The 18022-nt window shown below is 64.6% G+C and carries 14 protein-coding genes and 1 tRNA gene; 4 read left to right on the top strand and 11 right to left on the bottom strand.

What is annotated here, in order from left to right:
* Positions 1-7: 7 nt before the first annotated feature.
* The 5 genes from lon to QA635_RS20795 all read right to left on the bottom strand — a co-directional run bounded on the left by lon (position 8) and on the right by QA635_RS20795 (position 6960).
* Positions 8-2437, bottom strand: coding sequence for an endopeptidase La (gene lon, locus QA635_RS20815; protein ID WP_028333951.1), 2430 nt, complete (start codon positions 2435-2437; stop codon positions 8-10).
* Between the two features lie 322 nt (positions 2438-2759).
* Complete coding sequence (clpX, locus tag QA635_RS20810) at positions 2760-4034, bottom strand: ATP-dependent Clp protease ATP-binding subunit ClpX (protein ID WP_018271869.1); 1275 nt, start codon at positions 4032-4034, stop codon at positions 2760-2762.
* Between the two features lie 442 nt (positions 4035-4476).
* Positions 4477-5112 (bottom strand): ATP-dependent Clp protease proteolytic subunit, encoded by a 636-nt coding sequence (locus QA635_RS20805; protein ID WP_016847729.1) that lies wholly within the window; start codon positions 5110-5112, stop codon positions 4477-4479.
* Between the two features lie 240 nt (positions 5113-5352).
* The gene (tig, locus tag QA635_RS20800; RefSeq protein WP_050384896.1) at positions 5353-6711 is read right to left on the bottom strand and encodes a trigger factor; all 1359 of its coding nucleotides are present in this window, start codon (positions 6709-6711) and stop codon (positions 5353-5355) included.
* 164 nt (positions 6712-6875) lie between these two features.
* Positions 6876-6960, bottom strand: a tRNA-Leu gene (locus tag QA635_RS20795).
* 136 nt (positions 6961-7096) lie between these two features.
* Here QA635_RS20795 and QA635_RS20790 point away from each other — a divergent pair.
* The 3 genes from QA635_RS20790 to QA635_RS20780 all read left to right on the top strand — a co-directional run bounded on the left by QA635_RS20790 (position 7097) and on the right by QA635_RS20780 (position 10323).
* Complete coding sequence (locus QA635_RS20790; protein ID WP_283071735.1) at positions 7097-8431, top strand: multicopper oxidase family protein; 1335 nt, start codon at positions 7097-7099, stop codon at positions 8429-8431.
* An 18-nt stretch (positions 8432-8449) separates the two neighbouring features.
* Positions 8450-9535 (top strand): enolase C-terminal domain-like protein, encoded by a 1086-nt coding sequence (locus QA635_RS20785; protein WP_283071409.1) that lies wholly within the window; start codon positions 8450-8452, stop codon positions 9533-9535.
* Positions 9536-9612: 77 nt separating this feature from the next.
* Complete coding sequence (locus QA635_RS20780; RefSeq protein ID WP_283071408.1) at positions 9613-10323, top strand: hypothetical protein; 711 nt, start codon at positions 9613-9615, stop codon at positions 10321-10323.
* A 33-nt stretch (positions 10324-10356) separates the two neighbouring features.
* On the opposite strand, the gene QA635_RS20775 is transcribed toward QA635_RS20780, so the two are convergent.
* The 5 genes from QA635_RS20775 to QA635_RS20755 form a co-directional block, all read right to left on the bottom strand.
* A complete protein-coding gene (locus QA635_RS20775; RefSeq protein ID WP_283071406.1) occupies positions 10357-11133 on the bottom strand; it encodes a tetratricopeptide repeat protein in 777 nt (258 codons plus the stop codon).
* 191 nt (positions 11134-11324) lie between these two features.
* On the bottom strand, positions 11325-12743 hold the full coding sequence (locus QA635_RS20770; protein ID WP_283071404.1) for an MFS transporter: 1419 nt from the start codon (positions 12741-12743) through the stop codon (positions 11325-11327).
* A 61-nt stretch (positions 12744-12804) separates the two neighbouring features.
* Positions 12805-14175 (bottom strand): LLM class flavin-dependent oxidoreductase, encoded by a 1371-nt coding sequence (locus QA635_RS20765; protein WP_283071403.1) that lies wholly within the window; start codon positions 14173-14175, stop codon positions 12805-12807.
* 39 nt (positions 14176-14214) lie between these two features.
* Positions 14215-15414 (bottom strand): CaiB/BaiF CoA transferase family protein, encoded by a 1200-nt coding sequence (locus QA635_RS20760; protein ID WP_283071402.1) that lies wholly within the window; start codon positions 15412-15414, stop codon positions 14215-14217.
* Positions 15404-16405: an HpcH/HpaI aldolase/citrate lyase family protein gene (locus tag QA635_RS20755; RefSeq protein ID WP_283071401.1), complete on the bottom strand. Its 1002-nt coding sequence runs from the start codon at positions 16403-16405 to the stop codon at positions 15404-15406. Before QA635_RS20755 ends, QA635_RS20760 begins: the two co-directional genes overlap by 11 nt.
* 143 nt (positions 16406-16548) lie before the next feature.
* Here QA635_RS20755 and QA635_RS20750 point away from each other — a divergent pair, with 143 nt between their 5' ends.
* Entirely contained in the window at positions 16549-17448 is a 900-nt protein-coding gene (locus tag QA635_RS20750; RefSeq protein ID WP_283071400.1) for a LysR family transcriptional regulator, read from the top strand.
* On the opposite strand, the gene QA635_RS20745 is transcribed toward QA635_RS20750, so the two are convergent.
* The gene (locus QA635_RS20745) at positions 17445-18002 is read right to left on the bottom strand and encodes a flavin reductase family protein (RefSeq protein WP_283071398.1); all 558 of its coding nucleotides are present in this window, start codon (positions 18000-18002) and stop codon (positions 17445-17447) included. The genes QA635_RS20750 and QA635_RS20745 overlap by 4 nt on opposite strands.
* Between the last annotated feature and the right edge of the window lie 20 nt (positions 18003-18022).

Here is an 18022-nt window from a genome sequence, read left to right as displayed (position 1 = left end):
GCTCGCTTCAGTGCGCCGTCAGGCCGCCGGACGCCTCATCGGAAGCATCGGGCTTGACGTCGACCTTGCTGGTCTCCTCTTCCCAGACGATCGGCGCGGGCACGCGGACCAGCGCCTTGGCGACGACCTCATCCAGCCGCGAGACCGGAATGATGTCCATGCCACCCTTGATCGCATCGGAAATCTCCGTGAGATCCTTGGCGTTGTCCTCCGGGATCAGCACCGTCTTGATGCCGCCGCGGGCGGCAGCCAGGAGCTTCTCCTTCAGACCGCCGATCGGCAGCACGCGACCACGCAGCGTGATCTCGCCGGTCATCGCGACATCGTGGCGGACCGGGATGCCGGTCATGACCGAGATGATCGCGGTGGCCATCGCAACACCGGCAGACGGACCGTCCTTCGGCGTTGCGCCCTCCGGCACGTGAACGTGGATGTCGCGGCGGTCGAACATCGGCGGTTCGATGCCGTAGACGATCGCACGCGAGCGGACGTAGGACGCCGCCGCCGAGATCGACTCCTTCATCACATCGCGCAGATTGCCCGTGACGGTCATCTTGCCCTTGCCGGGCATCATGACGCCTTCAATGGTGAGCAACTCGCCGCCGACATCGGTCCAGGCCAGACCGGTGACGATACCGACCTGATCCTCGTCGTCGATCTCGCCGAAGCGATACTTCGGAACGCCGAGGAACTCTTCGATGTTCGCCTCGGTGACCTTCACCGACTTCTTCTTGGAGATCATCAGCTCCTTCACCGCCTTGCGGGCGAGTGTGGAGAGCTCACGCTCCAGGTTACGCACGCCCGCTTCGCGGGTGTAGCGGCGGATCATCAAGAGCAAGGCCGCGTCGTCGATCGACCATTCCTTGGAGTCCAGACCGTGCTTGGAGAGCGCGCTCGGGATCAGATGCTTGCGCGCGATCTCGACCTTCTCGTTCTCCGTGTAGCCGGCGATCCGGATGATCTCCATGCGGTCCATCAGCGGGCCGGGAATATTCAGCGTATTCGCGGTCGTGATGAACATCACGTTGGACAGGTCGTAGTCGACCTCCAGGTAGTGGTCGTTGAAGGTCGAGTTCTGCTCGGGGTCCAAGACCTCAAGCAGCGCCGACGACGGATCGCCGCGGAAATCGGCGCCCATCTTGTCGATCTCGTCCAGCAGGAACAGCGGGTTCGAGGTCTTCGCCTTGCGCATCGACTGGATGATCTTGCCGGGCATCGAGCCGATATAGGTGCGGCGGTGACCGCGGATCTCGGCCTCGTCACGCACGCCGCCGAGCGACACGCGCACGAATTCGCGCCCCGTGGCCTTCGCGATCGACTTGCCGAGCGAGGTCTTGCCGACGCCGGGAGGCCCGACCAGGCACAGGATCGGTCCGGTCAGCTTGTTGGCGCGCGACTGCACCGCGAGATACTCGACGATACGGTCCTTGACCTTCTCGAGCCCGTAGTGATCGGAGTCCAGGACCGCCTGCGCGGCCTCGAGGTCCTTCTTGACCTTGGACTTCTTGCCCCACGGAATCGACAGCAGCCAATCCAGATAGTTGCGCACGACGGTCGCTTCCGCGGACATCGGCGACATCTGGCGCAGCTTCTTCAGCTCGTGCTGGGCCTTCTCGCGTGCTTCCTTGGACAGCTTGGTCTTGGAGATCTTCTCCTCCAGATCGGCCAGCTCGTCGCGACCTTCGTCGTCGCCGAGTTCCTTCTGGATCGCCTTCATCTGCTCGTTCAGGTAATACTCGCGCTGGGTCTTCTCCATCTGGCGCTTGACGCGCGAGCGGATGCGCTTCTCGACCTGCAACACCGAGATCTCGCTCTCCATCAGGCCCAGCACCTTCTCCAGGCGCTGCGTGACGGACAACGTCTCCAGGATCGCTTGCCGATCGGCAATCTTGACCGCGAGATGCGAGGCAACGGTATCGCCGAGCTTGGCGAAATCGGTGATCGCCTGAACCACGCCGACGACTTCGGCGGAGATTTTCTTGTTCAGCTTCACATAGCTTTCGAAGTCGGACACGACCGACCGCGCCAGCGCCTCGGCTTCGACCGAGTTGGCGTCAGTGTCGGCGAGCGCGACCGCGGTCGCCTCATAATATTCGCTGCGGTCGGAATACTTCTCGACGCGCGCGCGCTCGAGGCCCTCGACCAGCACCTTCACGGTGCCGTCGGGCAGTTTCAGGAGCTGCAGGACGCTGGCGAGCGTACCGGTCTCGTAAATTGAATCGGGTGCCGGATCGTCATCGGACGCATTCTTCTGCGTCGCGAGCATGATCAGCGCGTCGTTCTTCATCACCTCTTCGAGCGCGCGGATCGATTTCTCGCGGCCGACGAAGAGCGGCACGATCATGTGCGGGAAGACGACGATGTCGCGGAGCGGCAGCACCGGATAGGAGTGGCTTTCGCCGTGGACGATCGTTGGCCGGGGTTTTGAGGTCGTCATGGCCTAATCCTTTTGTTGTGCCCCCTTGCACGCAGTCCGCCAGCTTGCGCAACCGCCACAAGGTGCCTTGGTGATGCGGAATGAGAATGCCGTCTGCAGCCGCTTATTCCGCATCGTGAAGCGACGAATCTCAACGGATGAGATCCCTCACCGATAGCATTAGGTGGCTATCAGGCGGGGGGGTGTCAAGTCTCAGAAGTGTCGGGAAATATAGGCTAAACAAGCATTTGCTGCTACGCCGTAAGGGCGCCGCTGCTGCGCCGCGGCGGCCGCCGGAGCGTCCGGCAGCCGTGCATTTTTGGCGGGTCGGGACGAGCGCCGCTTAGGCGCTCGCGCTGCTCTCGACGGCGCGGTCGGAACGATCCGCGTAGATGTAGAGCGGACGCGCCGTTCCCTCGACGACCTCGCGCGAGATCACGACTTCCTCGACGCCTTCCAGGCCCGGGAGGTCGAACATGGTTTCGAGCAGAATGCTCTCCAGGATCGACCGCAGGCCGCGCGCGCCGGTCTTGCGCTCGATCGCCTTGCGGGCGACCGCGCCAAGCGCCTCGTCGGCGAAGGTCAGTTCGATGTTCTCCATCTCGAACAGCCGCTGGTACTGCTTCACCAGCGCGTTCTTCGGATCGGTCAGGATCTTCTTCAACGAGGTTTCGTCGAGGTCCTCCAGCGTCGCAACGACGGGCAGACGGCCGACGAATTCCGGGATCAGGCCGTACTTCAGCAGGTCTTCGGGCTCGACGTGACGGAAGATCTCGCCGGTGCGGCGGTCCTCCGGCGCGAGCACCTGCGCCGCGAAGCCGATCGAGGTCGAGCGGCCGCGCGCGGAGATGATCTTCTCGAGGCCCGAGAACGCACCACCGCAGATGAACAGGATGTTGGTGGTATCCACCTGCAGGAACTCCTGCTGCGGATGCTTGCGGCCGCCCTGCGGCGGGACCGAGGCCACCGTGCCTTCCATGATCTTCAGCAGCGCCTGCTGGACGCCCTCGCCCGACACATCGCGGGTGATCGAGGGATTGTCCGACTTGCGGCTGATCTTGTCGATTTCGTCGATATAGACGATGCCGCGCTGCGCACGCTCGACGTTGTAGTCGGCGGCCTGCAGCAGCTTCAGGATGATGTTCTCGACATCCTCGCCGACATAGCCGGCTTCGGTCAGCGTCGTCGCGTCAGCCATGGTGAAGGGCACGTCGAGGATGCGGGCCAGCGTCTGCGCGAGCAGCGTCTTGCCCGAACCGGTCGGACCGATCAGCAGGATGTTCGACTTCGCCAGTTCGACGTCGTTGTGCTTGGTCTGATGGTTGAGCCGCTTGTAGTGGTTGTGGACGGCGACCGACAGCACCTTCTTGGCATGACTCTGGCCGATCACGTAGTCGTCCAGGACCTTGCAGATTTCCTTCGGCGTCGGGATGCCGTCGCGCGACTTCACCAGCGAGGACTTGTTCTCCTCGCGAATGATGTCCATGCACAGTTCGACACACTCGTCGCAAATGAAGACAGTCGGTCCGGCAATCAGCTTGCGAACTTCATGCTGGCTCTTGCCGCAGAACGAGCAATATAGCGTGTTCTTGGCGTCGCTCGTGCCGACCTTACTCATTCATTATCTCCGTCCGCCGTTCGATCTTGTTTGCCAGATCGACCCAATCCGGCACAAAACCGGGGTCTTGGGTAGATAGAGCAAATTCCGTACCAAAAAAGACCCTACGCAATACTGACCGTGTGGATCACGGTTTATTCGAATCTCCGCGATCATAGCCGATGCATCACAGCCAACCATGCTGGCACCCGACTATCAAGAATTCGCTAATCGGATGGCCGGCTCAAGACCGTGACAATACCGTGATTTTCAACGATCGCACGTGGAATACGCGTCGAAATCCACGGAACGTTGCGGGATTACCACGTCGGTATATGAGCACGAAACCGGAACTTTCCGCCTGTGCGCATGCACCCGCCCGCGGGTCCACCGCCCTGCTTTTGCCGGTTATGTGAGGCGTCAATGTGGAGATCACACCGACGCCTCGAGATGCCTGCCCAGATCAGGCCGCCTTCGCGGCGGCCGGATCGTCCGGACGCTTATCGATGACCTTGTCGACGAGGCCGAACGCCTTGGCGTCCTCGGCGGTGAGGAACTTGTCGCGCTCGAGCGCGTCCTCGATCGCCTTGTAGGTCTGGCCGGTATGCTTCACGTAGATCTCGTTGAGGCGCTTCTTGAGATTCAGGATCTCCTGCGCGTGCAGCATGATGTCGGTGGCCTGGCCCTGGAAGCCGCCGGAGGGCTGGTGCACCATGATGCGCGAATTCGGCAGCGTGAAGCGCATGTCCTTCTCGCCGGCGGCCAGCAGCAGCGAGCCCATCGAGGCCGCCTGCCCCGTGCACAGCGTCGATACCGGCGGACGGATGAACTGCATCGTGTCGTAGATTGCAAGGCCCGACGTCACCACGCCCCCCGGCGAGTTGATGTACATCGAGATTTCCTTCTTCGGATTCTCGGCCTCGAGGAACAGCAGCTGCGCGACGATCAGCGTCGACATGCCGTCTTCCACCGGACCGGTGACGAAGATGATGCGCTCTTTCAGCAGGCGCGAGAAAATGTCGTAGGCGCGTTCGCCGCGATTGGTCTGCTCGACGACCATCGGCACGAGGTTCATGTAGGTTTCAACGGGATCGCGCATGAAAGAACCCAAGGGTTAGGGGTGATGCAGAACTTTGCTCAAGACTACTTGGCTCAAGACCACTGCCTCAAGGCTTAACCCAGATATGGGCCAATTTCCGGCCGACAAGGCCGTCAACTCGCCGCACTAGCCACCTGGGCAGGTCGCAGAAGTTCAAGCTGATTCGCGTCTTCGCGCCTAGCGACGGGGACCTTCGCCAGGCGCGCTTTCGCGGTTCATCATTAACGCGAGGTGCCGAAATTAAGCGGCAGTTTTCTCGGCGTCTTCATCCTTGAACAGCTCCTCCTTGGTGACCTTCTTCTCGGTCACGTTGGCGAGCTCCAGGACGAAGTCGACGACCTTGTCCTCGTAGATCGGGGCGCGAAGCTGGGCCAGCGCCTGGGCGTTGCTGCGGTAGTAGTCCCAGACTTCCTTTTCGCGGCCGGGCATCTGGCGCGCACGCTCGATCACGGCGCGCGACACCTCGTCGTCGGTCACGGTGATCTTGTTCTTCTCGCCGATCTCCGACAGTACGAGGCCGAGGCGGACGCGTCGGTCGGCGATCTTGTGGTACTCCTCCTTTGCCGCTTCCTCGGTGGTGTTCTCGTCGGCGAAGGTCTTGCCGGACGAGTCCATCTCCGCCTTGATCGAGTTCCACATCAGATTGAACTCTTCGGCGACAAGCGACGGCGGCGCCTCGAATTTGTGGCTCTCGTCGAGCCGGTCGAGCAGCGCGCGCTTGACCTTCTGGCGGGTCGCGCCGGCGAACTCGGCCGTCAGACGCTCGCGGGCGGCTTCCTTCAGCTTGTCGAGCGACTCCAGGCCAAGCGTCTTGGCGAACTCGTCGTCGATCGTGGTCTCACCGGGCGCCTCGATCAGCGTCGCGGTGGTCTCGAACTCGGCCGGCTGGCCGGCGAGCTTCTCGTTCAGATAGTTCTTCGGGAACGAGACCTTCAGCGTGCGGGTCTCATTGGTGCCGATGCCGATCAGCTGCTCCTCGAAGCCCGGGATGAACTGGCCGGCGCCGATCACGACCTGGATGCCCTCGCCGGTGCCGCCCTCGAAGGCTTCACCGTTGATGGTGCCCTTGAAGCTGATGGTGACGCGGTCGCCCTTCTCCGCCGCGCCCTCGGTCTTGGCATTGTACGGGCGGCTGCCTTCGGCGATCCGCTTGATGGCATCGTCGACGTCGGCGTCGGAGACTTCGACGACCGGCTTCTCGACCGAGAACGACTTGAAATCGGCGAGCTGGATCGGCGGCACGACCTCGATCGCGACGGTGTAGGTCAGGTCGGTCTTGCCCGACAGCAATTCCTCGACCTGGTCCTTCTCGGTCGGCATCGTGATCTTCGGCTCGCCGGCGAGGCGGAAGCCGCGATCTTCGAAGATCTGCCGGTTGGTATCGCTGATGGTCTGGTCGATGGTCTCGGCCATCACCGAGCGGCCGTAGATCTTCTTCAGATGTGCCACCGGCACCTTGCCGGGACGGAAGCCGTTGAGACGGACCTTGTCCTTGAGGTCGACCAGCTTGGCGTCCGCCTTGGCATCGAGATCGGATGCCGGGACGCTGATCTTGAATTCGTGCTTCAATCCCTCGTTGAGGGTCTCGGTGACCTGCATGGTATCAATCTTCTTCCGCTTTTGCCGCGGCCCGAGCGGCCGTGGCAGTGTTCAATCTGTTCGACGATGGGCCTTGCGGCCTAACGTCTGTGGGTTCGGCGAACCCTCACCCCATCGGGGCCAAAGGTTCTCCAAGAATTCGTCATGCAAACGCTGTAAGCGCTTGGTGCGGGCGGAGGGACTCGAACCCCCACAACTTTCGTCACTGGAACCTAAATCCAGCGCGTCTACCAGTTCCGCCACGCCCGCGCGAAAAGCATCCCAGTCCGGCCGCGATGCCGCGGGCGGCCGGGCTTATAGCATGCGCCCATCGGTTCGCAGCAAAAAAATGGCCGCTGTTGAGCCCGCCCTGCGACCGATCGCGACTGGACAGGTACACTTGAAAATGGTCCGCATCGGCCGGATGGCAAGTCCTCCCGCAAGTCCCGAATTTTCACTCACCCGGCGCAACCTGATCGCCGCCCTCGGCGCCGCGGCGCTTTGCCCCGCTCTGCCGGCCACCGGCGCGGCACAGGGCCGGACCGCGGTCGCGCTCCAGGCCAAACCCGACCGCATCTCGCTTCGTCCGGGCGGACCGGAGACATCGGTCTGGTCACTCGGCGGCGGCGACCTCCGCTTCAAGCGCGGCGAGGTCCTTGACGTCACCTTTGGCAATGACCTGCCGGTCGCGGCCGCGCTGGATTGCCGCGGGCTCGACGGCGTCGCGGCGGCGGAGCCACTGGCCTCCCGGGCGCTGCTTGCCACCGGGGCGAAGGATAGCTTCCAGCTGCCGCTCCGGCATGCCGGCACCTTTCTGTGCGAGCCGCTGTTCGGTGATGGCGGCACGGCGCCGGTACGGCCGCGGCCGCTGATCGTGACCGGCACCTCGCCGGTCGCGGTCGATCGCGACGAGGTCCTGCTGATCGAAGAGTGGCGCCTGCGGCCGGACGGAAGCACAGTCCCGGCCGGCAATGATCCAAAAGATTCGACGCAAATTCATACGATTAACGGCAAAACCTTATACGATATCTCAGCACCGGCCAATGCCCGCCTCAGACTCCGCTTTATCAACGGCAGCCAACGCAGCGTCCTGGCGGTCAAGCTGGAAAACCTCGATGTCCGGGTGATGGCCATCGACGGCCAGCCGGCCGAACCGTTTCCGGCCCGCAACGGTGCGCTGGTACTGGCTCCCGGCGGCCGCACCGATGTCTTCGTCGACGCGGCCGGACCGGCCGGAACCAGCTTCGCGATCCTGCTGCACGACGGCACGCAGGCCCGCCCGGTCGGCAAGCTGGCCGTCTCGAACGACCCGCCGCTCCGCCCGGCGCCGTTCCCGCCGGCTCCGCCCCTGCCCGGCAACGACATGCCCGCCCAGCTCGATCTCAAGAGCGCCGCAAGGTTCGAGCTAACTCTCGGCACGCCGACCGAATGGTTCCGCCCGGCGGACTTCAAGCCGTCGGCCGCGCCGGCCTTTCAGGCCAAGGCCGGCCGGCCGGTCGTGCTGGCGCTGACCAACCGCGGCCCGATCGTCAGCGTCTTTCATCTGCACGGCCATCACTTCCGTCTGCTCGACCGGCTCGACGACGGCTGGAAGCCGTTCTGGCTCGACACGCTCGCGGTCGAGCCGGGCCAGACCCAGCGCATCGCCTTCCTCGCCGAATATCCGGGCCGCTATCTGATCGAACAGGTCGCGACCGACTGGGCCGCGCCGCGGTTGGTCCGATGGTACAGTGTCCAATAACAACAAGAGGAAACGTCCATGAGCCAGACAGTTGCAGCGATCCGCGCAGTCAAGGCGCGAAGCGTCGTGGTGCCGCTCAGGCGCCCTGTGAAGAACGCCTTCGGCGTGATCGATTCCGGCCCGCTGGTTCTGATCGATGTCGAGACCGACCAAGGCGTTACCGGCCGCACCTACATCTTCGCCTACAGCAAGCTCACGCTTAAACCACTTGCCTATCTGATCGAGGAGATCGGCCGCGAGCTCATCGGCAAGCCGGTCGCGCCGTTCGACCTGATGAAGGCGATGGACGCCAAGTTCCGGCTGCTCGGCTGGCAAGGCCTGGTCGGCATGGCGGTATCAGGTCTCGACATGGCGTATTGGGACGTGCTCGGCCAGCTCGCCGGCCGGCCGCTGGTCGAACTGCTTGGCGGCTCGGCGAAGCCGATCAAGGCCTATGACAGCTACGGCGTGGTCGATCCCGTCGCCGATGAGCGCGCGCTGCGCCGCTCGCTCGACCAGGGTTTTCGCGGCATAAAAATCAAAGGCGGCGACGGTGATGCCGCCAATGACGAGCGCGTCGTGAAGGGCGTGCGCGCCCTGCTCGGCCCCGACATCGCGTTGATGATCGACTTCAACCAGTCGCTCGATCCGGCGGAGGCGACCCGCCGCATCGCCCGCCTTGCGCCCTACGATTTGCACTGGATCGAGGAGCCGGTGCCGCAGGAGAGCCTGTCCGGCCACGCAAAGGTCCGCGAGACCTCGCCGACGCCGATCCAGGCAGGTGAGAACTGGTGGTTTCCGCGCGGCTTTGCCGAAGCGATCGCGGCCGGCGCATCCGACTTCATCATGCCCGACGTGATGAAGGTCGGCGGCGTCACCGGCTGGATGCAAGTCGCGGGACAAGCCGACGCCGCATCGATTCCGATGTCGAGCCATTTGTTCGCGGAAGTCAGCGCGCATCTGCTCGCGGTGACGCCGACCGCGCACTGGCTCGAATTCCTCGACTTCGCCGGCTCCATCCTCACAAGGCCCGCCGAGATCGTCGACGGCGCCGTGACCGCCATGGGTCCCGGGCTCGGGATCGAATGGAACGAGCCGGCGGTCGCGAAGTATCTCGTGACCTAGGGGCGATCCTGGCTGCTGAGCGCGCGCTTCACCTTTGCGCCGCATTCATGTAGGTCGATCCGACATCGGAGCGCCCAATGTCGACCAATAGCAAGCTGACGCTCAAATTCCGTTGTCCGACGGAGCTTGATGGACTGATACCGGCCCCGATACCGGCGGCGCAGGGCGTTCCCGACTGGCTCAAGGCCATGCCGGCGACGGCGTTCTCCTCGATCAACCTGCACGACGAGGACACCATCAAGCGCTGCCCGCCGTTCGTGGATGCGATGACCTGCGGGTTCTTGCTGCCGCTGGTTTGCGATCTCAAGGTCGAGGACGGCGAAATCACCTGGGACCAGGACCTGCCGCCGGGAGGCACGCCGGAATTCCCACGCTCACCAATCGGCTTCCACGACCCGGGTCAGGTCACCGGCACCCCACTCTTTGAAGAGGGCCGCTTCTTTCTCAAATTCCACAATTTGTGGACCGTCGAAGCCCCGGAAGGCTACGCGATCTACTTCACCCATCCCGTCAACCGCTTCGACCTGCCATTCACCACACTCAGCGGCCTGGTCAATTCCGACCTCTATGCCGACAATTGGGTGCACTTTCCGGCGTACTGGCACGACAAGAATTTCAGAGGCGTGCTCCCTAAGGGGACTCCGATCGCGCAATGTATTCCTGTCAAGCGAGACGACTGGACCGCGCAGGCATCGCCGTTCACCGCGGAAGACGCCAAGCGGGTCGGCGAACTCCGCACCGAGCTCAGGCGGCAGCCGAACCTCTACCGGAGAAACTTCAGGGCGTAAGGCACGGCGGAATGTCGTCCGCCGCTCTCAATCTCACTCCCCGCCGAGGAATTTCACAGCGGCGCTCTGGGAGAAGAAGAAGCGGCCATGAGATCCCGAGGCCATGACGAATGCCGCGCGTCCAAACAGCTGGGGCTGACCGCGCATCACCGAGCGCAGCGCTGCCTCGGCAGCATCGCGCTCACCCTGCTCGAAAAGGCAAGTGGCGAGGTGGGCGCGAGTCGAGCGATCATCCGGGTATTGCGCGAGCACGCGGCGGAACGCATCCGCGGCTGCGGCGTAGTCGCCAACGAGGATAAGGACCCGCCCGAGCTGGTTGAGAACGTCGGGGCGTCCCGGCGCAGCATCACGTGCCGCCGTCAGGACGCTTGCAGCCCGCGCGATGTCATTGGTCTCCTGCAACAGGCGCCCGAGATCGAGCTTCAGGTCGACGCTCGCAGGGGCTAGCGCCAGAGCGGCCTCGATCGTGCTGATCGCCTCGTCGTGTTGACCGGCCTTGGCAAGCTGCCCGGCGAGTTCCTGAAAGGACGGAAAATATGGCGGGCGGCGTGCCGCCGTGCGCCGAAGCTGTGCGATGCCGTCGGTGACGCGGCCCGCTCCACACAGCAGCGCGCCGAGCAAAGTCTCGACCTCTCCATCGTCGGTGCGACGCGCAACCCGCTCGAGCGCGGCGATCGCCTCGCCGCCCCGGTTCTGCCCCATCAGGGCATGCGCCAGAAGAAGCGCGGCGTGTCTGTCCGTGCGGTTTGATTTCAGGACGTTCGTCGCAATCTGCTCGGCCTGAGCAAACTGCTGCGCCCGCAACGCCAAGGCGCCTTGTTGCAGCGCCTGAGCGAGGAAATTGTTCTGCCTGCCACTCACGAGCGAGATTCACGGTGCCGAGGGAATACCCTGCGCGTTTAGCCCGCATCTTTCGACGCGTCCACCAAAAGTATCGTAAGACGGACGAGGTCCGGATGTCCGCATGCGTTGATCACGCGGACATCGTGCGCTTCGTCCCGCTACTCGCCGCCGGCGGCGATCCCACCGGGGCTTGGTTGCAGCTTGCCGCGCATCTCTGCGGACGACGCTTCGCCATCCATCGCCTCCGGCCGCAACGCCTCCAGCGGACGCTTGCGGGTCTCGATGCCGAGCACCGCGACCGCGATCGCCTGCACCACCAGGAGCCCGGCTACCACAGAGACGACGCCGGTGACACCGAACCTTGTGAACAGCTCGACCACGATGAACGGCGTCACGATCGACATCAGGCGACCGGCGGTGTTGCAGATGCCGGAGCCGCGCATCCTGAGCTCGGTCGGGAACAGTTCGGGGATGTAGAGCCCCCAAGCCAGCGCCAGCATCACCGCCACCGTGAAGACCAGGAGGAAGCCGATCACGACGAAGGCGACGGGGTTGATGAACATCGGATAGATCAGTCCGAGCCCGGCCGCCGCGAGCGACAGCACGATTAGCGACGGCTTGCGGTCGATCTTCTCGCCGATCCACATTCCCGACAGCGTGCCGAGCGGGCTGCCGAGCGTCATCAGCATGGTGTAGCCGAGCGATGACGACAGGTTGATGCCCTGCTTGACGAAGAAGGTCGGGATCCAGGCGATGAAGCCGTAGACCGCGGTGTTGAGCCCGATCAGGATCAGGCAGCCGACGATGGTCCGCGCGATCAGTGCGCGCGAGAACAGGCGCGTGAAGCGAACGTCCGGCTGCACCGGGGCCGGCTGATAGGCCGGGGTCGCCAGGGTCCTGCCCTTGCCGACCTCCTGCTCGATCGCAGTCAGCACGGCCTCCGCCTCGGCGCTCTTGCCCTGCGTCTCGAGCCAGCGCGGCGATTCCGGCAGCGAGCGCCGCAGGAACCAGACGATCATCGCGCCGACGCCGCACAGCGCGAACATCCAGCGCCAGCCGAGATGCGGAATGACGACCCAGCCGACCAGGGTCGCGACGAACAACGCACCATTGGTGCAGGTCGCGAGCGCCGCGCCCCAGCGGCCGCGCTGCTGCGGCGGGATGAATTCGCTGAGCACGACATAGCCGACGACGATCTCGGCGCCGAGCCCGAGGCCCATCACGAAGCGGGCCCCGATCAGCCAGTTCATCGACGGCGCGAGTGTTGCCGCCAGCGCGCTGAAGCCGAAGATCAGGAGGTTGGCCTGGTAGGCGAACTTACGGCCGAAGCGGTCGCCGGCGACGCCCGCCAGCCAGGCACCGATCAGCATCCCGACAAAGGTCGCCGAGATGAAGCGCGCATTCTGGGCGAGGTCCGAATAGCCGGACTGAACCAGCGCGCCGAGAATGCTGCCGGCGAGGAAGATCTCGAAGCCGTCGACGAACAGTCCGGCTCCGATCAGCGCGAAGATCCGGTAGTGAAATCCGGCGATCGGCAATCTGTCGAGCCGGCCCCCCGCGTTAACGCCCTTGGTCACTTCAGCCTCCCTGATTTTGATTTTGTTCTGATCGTTGTCTGCGCCGATTTTTGTGCCGGGGCTATCCGGTCGAGACGCGCGCCTCCTCGTCTGCGCTTGCATGCGCGGCTTGCGGCCGCGGCAGGCCGAGATTCTCGCGCAATGTGTCGCCCTGATACTCGCGCTGGAACAGGCCGCGGCGTTGCAGCTCGGGCACCACGAGGCGCACGAAGTCCTGGTAGGTGCCGGGCACATGGGTGGCCGCCACGACAAAGCCGTCGCAGCCGCCTTCGCAGAACCAGCGCTCCATCTGATCGGCGACCGCCTTGGGCGAGCCGACGAAGGTCGGCAGTTCGGCGAGCGTTCCTCTGCCGCTGAACTGCACAAAATCGCGCGGCGTCGGATTGGGCTTGCCGCTGAGATTCATCACGCGGTCGCGGATCGCCTGCAGCCCGCTGATCGAGGCCAGCTCATCCGACGTGAACGGCTCGTCCATCGCCTTGGCCGCGAAATCGTAGTTCAGCACCTCCGATAGCAGCGTCAGCGCATCGATCGGCTTGGCGAGCCGGTTGATCGCCGCGAACTTGTCCTCGGCCTCGGCCTGGGTCTCGGCGACGACCGGATAGACCGCCGGCGCGATGCTGATGTCCCTGCCCGTCTTGGCGAGCGTCCCCTTCAAGTCGGCATACTGCTTCTTCGCGATGTCGAGATTGGGATAGATCACGAAGATCAATTCGCCCCAGCGCGCCGCGAAGGTCTTGCCGCGGCCGCTCTGCCCGGCCTGGATGATCACTGGATGGCCCTGCGGCGAGCGCGGCACCGTGAACGGGCCGCGCGAGCGGAAGAACTGCCCGTGATGGTCAAGCCGGTGCACCTTGGCCGGGTCGGCGAACAGCCCGCTCTCGCGGTCGAAGCTGACGGCGCCGTCCTCCCAGCTGTTCCAGTGGCCGAGCACGACCTCCATGAACTCGTCGGCGCGGTCATAACGCAGATCGTGGCTGAGGTGCTGCGAGGCGCCGAAATTCGCTGCCTCGGAGTCATTCAGCGAGGTCACCACGTTCCAGGCGGCGCGGCCGTTCAGCAGCAGGTCCATCGTTGCGAACACCCGCGCGACGTGGAACGGCTCGTAATAGGTGGTCGAATAGGTCACACCGATGCCGAGCCGCTCGGTCGCCAATCCCATCGCGAGCGCAACCGAGACCGGATCGAGCTTCGCCGCGCGCACGCCGTGGCGGATGGTCTCGCGGAAATCGTCGCCGAAGCGATCGGGGATCGCGAGCCGGTCGTCGAAGAAGGCGAGATGAAACTTGCCGTGCTCCAGCGTGCGCCCGATCTCCTGATAATAGTCGCGCGAGAACCAGTTCGGCCTCGAGTCCGGATGGCGCCAGGAGGCAGGATAGTTCGAGCAATTCTGGGCCTGCAGGAAGCCGATCAATTTCATCTGCCTGGTCATGGCGTGGTTCCTTCGTGGCCGCGGGAGAATTGGGGCATGTCAGATCACCCCGTCGCTGCGCAGCGCGGCGAGCGCCGCCGCCGTGACGCCGGCAAGCGAGGTCAGGACTTCGTCGGTGTGCGCGCCGAGCGCGACGCCGGCATGCTTGAACTGCGGCGGCGTGCGCGACATCTTTGGGATCGCACTCGGCACCGCGATCGGCCCGGCGCGCGAGGGCACCTCGGCGATGTTGCCGCGGGCCCGGTATTGCGGGTCGGCGAAGATGTCACTGATGCTGTAGATCGGCCCGCAGGGCACATCGTAGCGCTCGCACTCGGCAAGCGCCGTCGCCAGCGGCATGGAGCCGATCCAGTCGGCGACCATCCCATTGACCTCCTCGCGCCGCGCCAGGCGGCCGGCCATGGCCGCATAGCGCGGGTCGGTCGCTAGTTCGGGGCGCTGCATCGCCTGCACCAGGCGCTCGAACATCTTGTCGCTCGAACAGGCCAGCGCCACCCATTTGCCGTCGGCGGTCTGGTAATGGCTGTGCGGCACGACATTGACGGTGTCGGCACCGAGGCGTTCGCGGACGAAGCCGGTCTTGGCGAACACGGTCGCCATCTCGTCGAGCAGCCGAAACACCGATTCATAGAGCCCGATATCGACCACCTGCCCGTGTCCGGTGGCTTCGGCATGGCGCAGCGCCAGCAGCACGCCGAGGGCGCCCCATAGCCCGGAAATGTAATCGGCGAGCGAGGTCGATCCCGGCATCACGGGTTGGCGTCCCGCCTCGCCGGCAAGATAAGCGAGCCCGCTGAAGCCGTGCGCGATCCGGGCGAAGCCCGGCTTGTCGCGCAGCGGGCCGTCCTGCCCATAGGCGCTGATGCGCAGCATCACGAGTTTTGGGTTGATCTCGCGCAACGCCTCGAAGCCGAGCCCCCATTTCTCCAGCGTGCCCGGCCGGAAGTTCTCCAGCACCACGTCGGATTGGCGGACCAGTTCGCGAAACAGCGCCGCGCCACGCTCGCTGCGCAGATCGAGCGTCACCGACTTCTTGTTGCGGGCCTCGCTGAGCCAGACATAGGTGTCGCCGCATTCGCTCGGCGTGCCGAACCGCCGCAAGGGATCCCCTGTGCCTGGCTGCTCGATCTTGATCACCTCGGCGCCGAAGTCGGACAGCACCGTCCCGCAGAACGGCGCCGCCACGAAGGTCGCGATGTCGAGCACGCGAATTCCGGTCAGCGGTGGTTCATGCGACATCGCGCACTCCTTGTCTGCCTGCCGCCTGAATTGCGTCATGGCGCTCGATGATCGCCTGCGCGCGCTTGAGCACCGCAAGATCGATCAGCACGCCGTCCTGCCCGAAAGCGCCGTCGCCGCCGGCGCTGGCGGACTGGATCTTGGCCGTGATCTCGCGCGCCCAGCCGATCTCACGTGCGGTCGGCGAGAACACCTCGTTGGCGGTCTCGACCTGCGACGGATGGATCGCCCATTTGCCCTCGAAGCCGAGCGCGGCCGCCCGCGCCGCGCTGGCGCGAAAACCTGCGGCATCGCCGAAATTTGCATAAGGGCCGTCGATCGCACGCAGGCCGTGGGCGCGGCAAGCATTGGCGATGCGGGCCAGCGCGAAGTGCCACTGGTCGTTCCAGTGCATCCGGCGCGCACCGCCCTCGTCCGCATCGGTGAGCACGGCATAGCGCGGATCGGAGGCGCCGATGATCTCGCCGCAGGTGCGTAGATCAATCGAGTAATCGCCGATGCCGAAGATGACCGCTTCCAACCGCTCCGACGCCTGCACGATGTCCTCGACATTGGCGAGCCCGAGCGTGGTCTCGATCAGGATCTCGATGCCCAGCGGCCTTGCGCGCGGGAACTCACGCTCGAGCCCCGTCAGCAGCGCCTCGACGAAACGGACGTCGAATGCGGTGCCGACCTTCGGCACCATGACGAGGTCGAGGCGCGGCGCACGGCTGACGATCTCGATGATGTCGCGATGCGCCCATTCGGTGTCGAGGCCATTGATGCGCACCGCCAGCGTCTTGTTGCCCCAGTCGATCCGATTCAGCGCCTCGATTGCGATCTCGCGCGCCTCGGGTTTTCGCGGCGGCGCAACCGCGTCCTCCAGATCGAGGAAGATGAAATCGGCCGCGCTGCTCGCTGCGCGTTCGAAGAAATGGGTCGAGGTCGCGGGAACCGCGAGTTCGGAACGCTGGACGCGGCGCGTGCGCGGCTTGGTGACGGTGAAGGACATTGGAGCATCTTTTCTGCATCGCGCCGCAGGATCGTCTCCCACGGCCAACACAATCATGCTAGATGTCCGACACTGATCTTTCTAACGAGATTATCTTAAGAACTGTTCAGTTCTCCGGGACAATCCGCCTGCAGGGCAAAACGATGTCGCAGATCAATTTCAAGCTGCTGCACATGTTCATCGCGGTCGCCGAGAACAAGAGCTTTCGCCAGGCCTCCGAGCAGCTCAACCGCTCGCAATCCGCGGTCAGCATGCAGATCAAGCTGCTGGAGGACCAGGTCGGCGCCGCCCTGTTTCATCGCACCACGCGGCGCGTCGAGCTGACCGCGGAGGGACTGCAACTGCTGACGCATGCGCGGCGCGCGCTCGGCGAATGGGAGAACGGCCTGCGCGAGATCCGTGAGGTCATCGACATCCAGCGCGGCACGCTGTCGCTGGCCTGCGTCCCGACCATTGCCGCGACCATCCTGCCGCAGGCGCTGCATGCCTTCCAGGCGAGCTATCCCGGCATCAACATCAATCTGCGCGAGCTTGCGGCCGAGGACATGCTGGACTGCTTGCGCCGGCGCGAGGCGGATTTCGGCATCGGGCCGGAGATGGACGGCTCGACCGAGTTTCAATTCGCGCCGCTGTTCAACGACCCGATCTATGCGCTGGCGACAAGAGCGTTTCCGTTTCGCAAGCGCAGCGCGGTCGACCTTACCGAACTGTCCGCCTATCCGATCCTGCTGAACTCAAAATCGGCGGCGCTGCGCTCGATGCTGGAGCGTGCGCTCGCCACGCGCAATCTGCAGATGAAGATCAAGTTCGAGGTCGAGCACAGCTACACGCTGGCCGCGCTGGCCGGCGCCGGCCTCGGCGTCGGCATCCTGCCGAAGGTCGCCTTGCCGCGGCCGATCAGGAAGACGATGCAGGCGCTGCCGATCGTCAATCCGACGCTGGAGCGCACGGTCTGCATCGTCTCGCTGCGCGGACAATCGTTCTCGCCGGCCGCCGACGCGCTGACATCAGTGATACACAAATTCCTCAAGCCGCGCCCTTAGGTCCGCCGGGCCAATCCGCAGAACGCGCCACCAAAATAGATCAGCGGCGTCTGCCCCTCACGCAGATGCATCGCGCGGACCGCGCCGACGAAGATCGAATGCGTGTCGTGCGCATGCTCGTCAATCAGCTCGCAGTCGAGCCCGATCAGCGCATCCTTGAGGATCGGCGCGCCCGTGGCAAGCGACAGCCAGCCGTCGGCGTCGGAAAAACGATCGTCCCGCTCGATGCCGCGGCGGCCGGCGAACACATTGGCCAGCTCGGCCTGGTCGGCGTGCAGCATATTGACGCCGAAGGCTGCGGTGCGCCGGATAAGGCCATGCGCGCTCGCCGAGCGGTTGACGCAAGCGATCAGCCGCGGCGGCGTGTCCGACAGCGAACAGACCGACGTCGCCGTCATCCCCGTTCTGTCGCCCGGCCCGCCCGCCGACAGGATCGTCACCGCGCCGGCGTGGTGACGCATCGCCGCGCGATAGGACGCGGGGTCGACGCTCCCGTGAGCCGGAGCGGCGGCGGTCCGTGAAGCGGTCGAAAGCAGGCTGGTCGGTGCGTTCATCTGATTGTTCCGGGCAAGAG

This window comes from Bradyrhizobium brasilense (genome assembly GCF_029714345.1).
In the GTDB taxonomy this organism is placed as follows: domain Bacteria; phylum Pseudomonadota; class Alphaproteobacteria; order Rhizobiales; family Xanthobacteraceae; genus Bradyrhizobium; species Bradyrhizobium australafricanum.
This window is presented reverse-complemented; position numbering and strand designations above follow the sequence as displayed.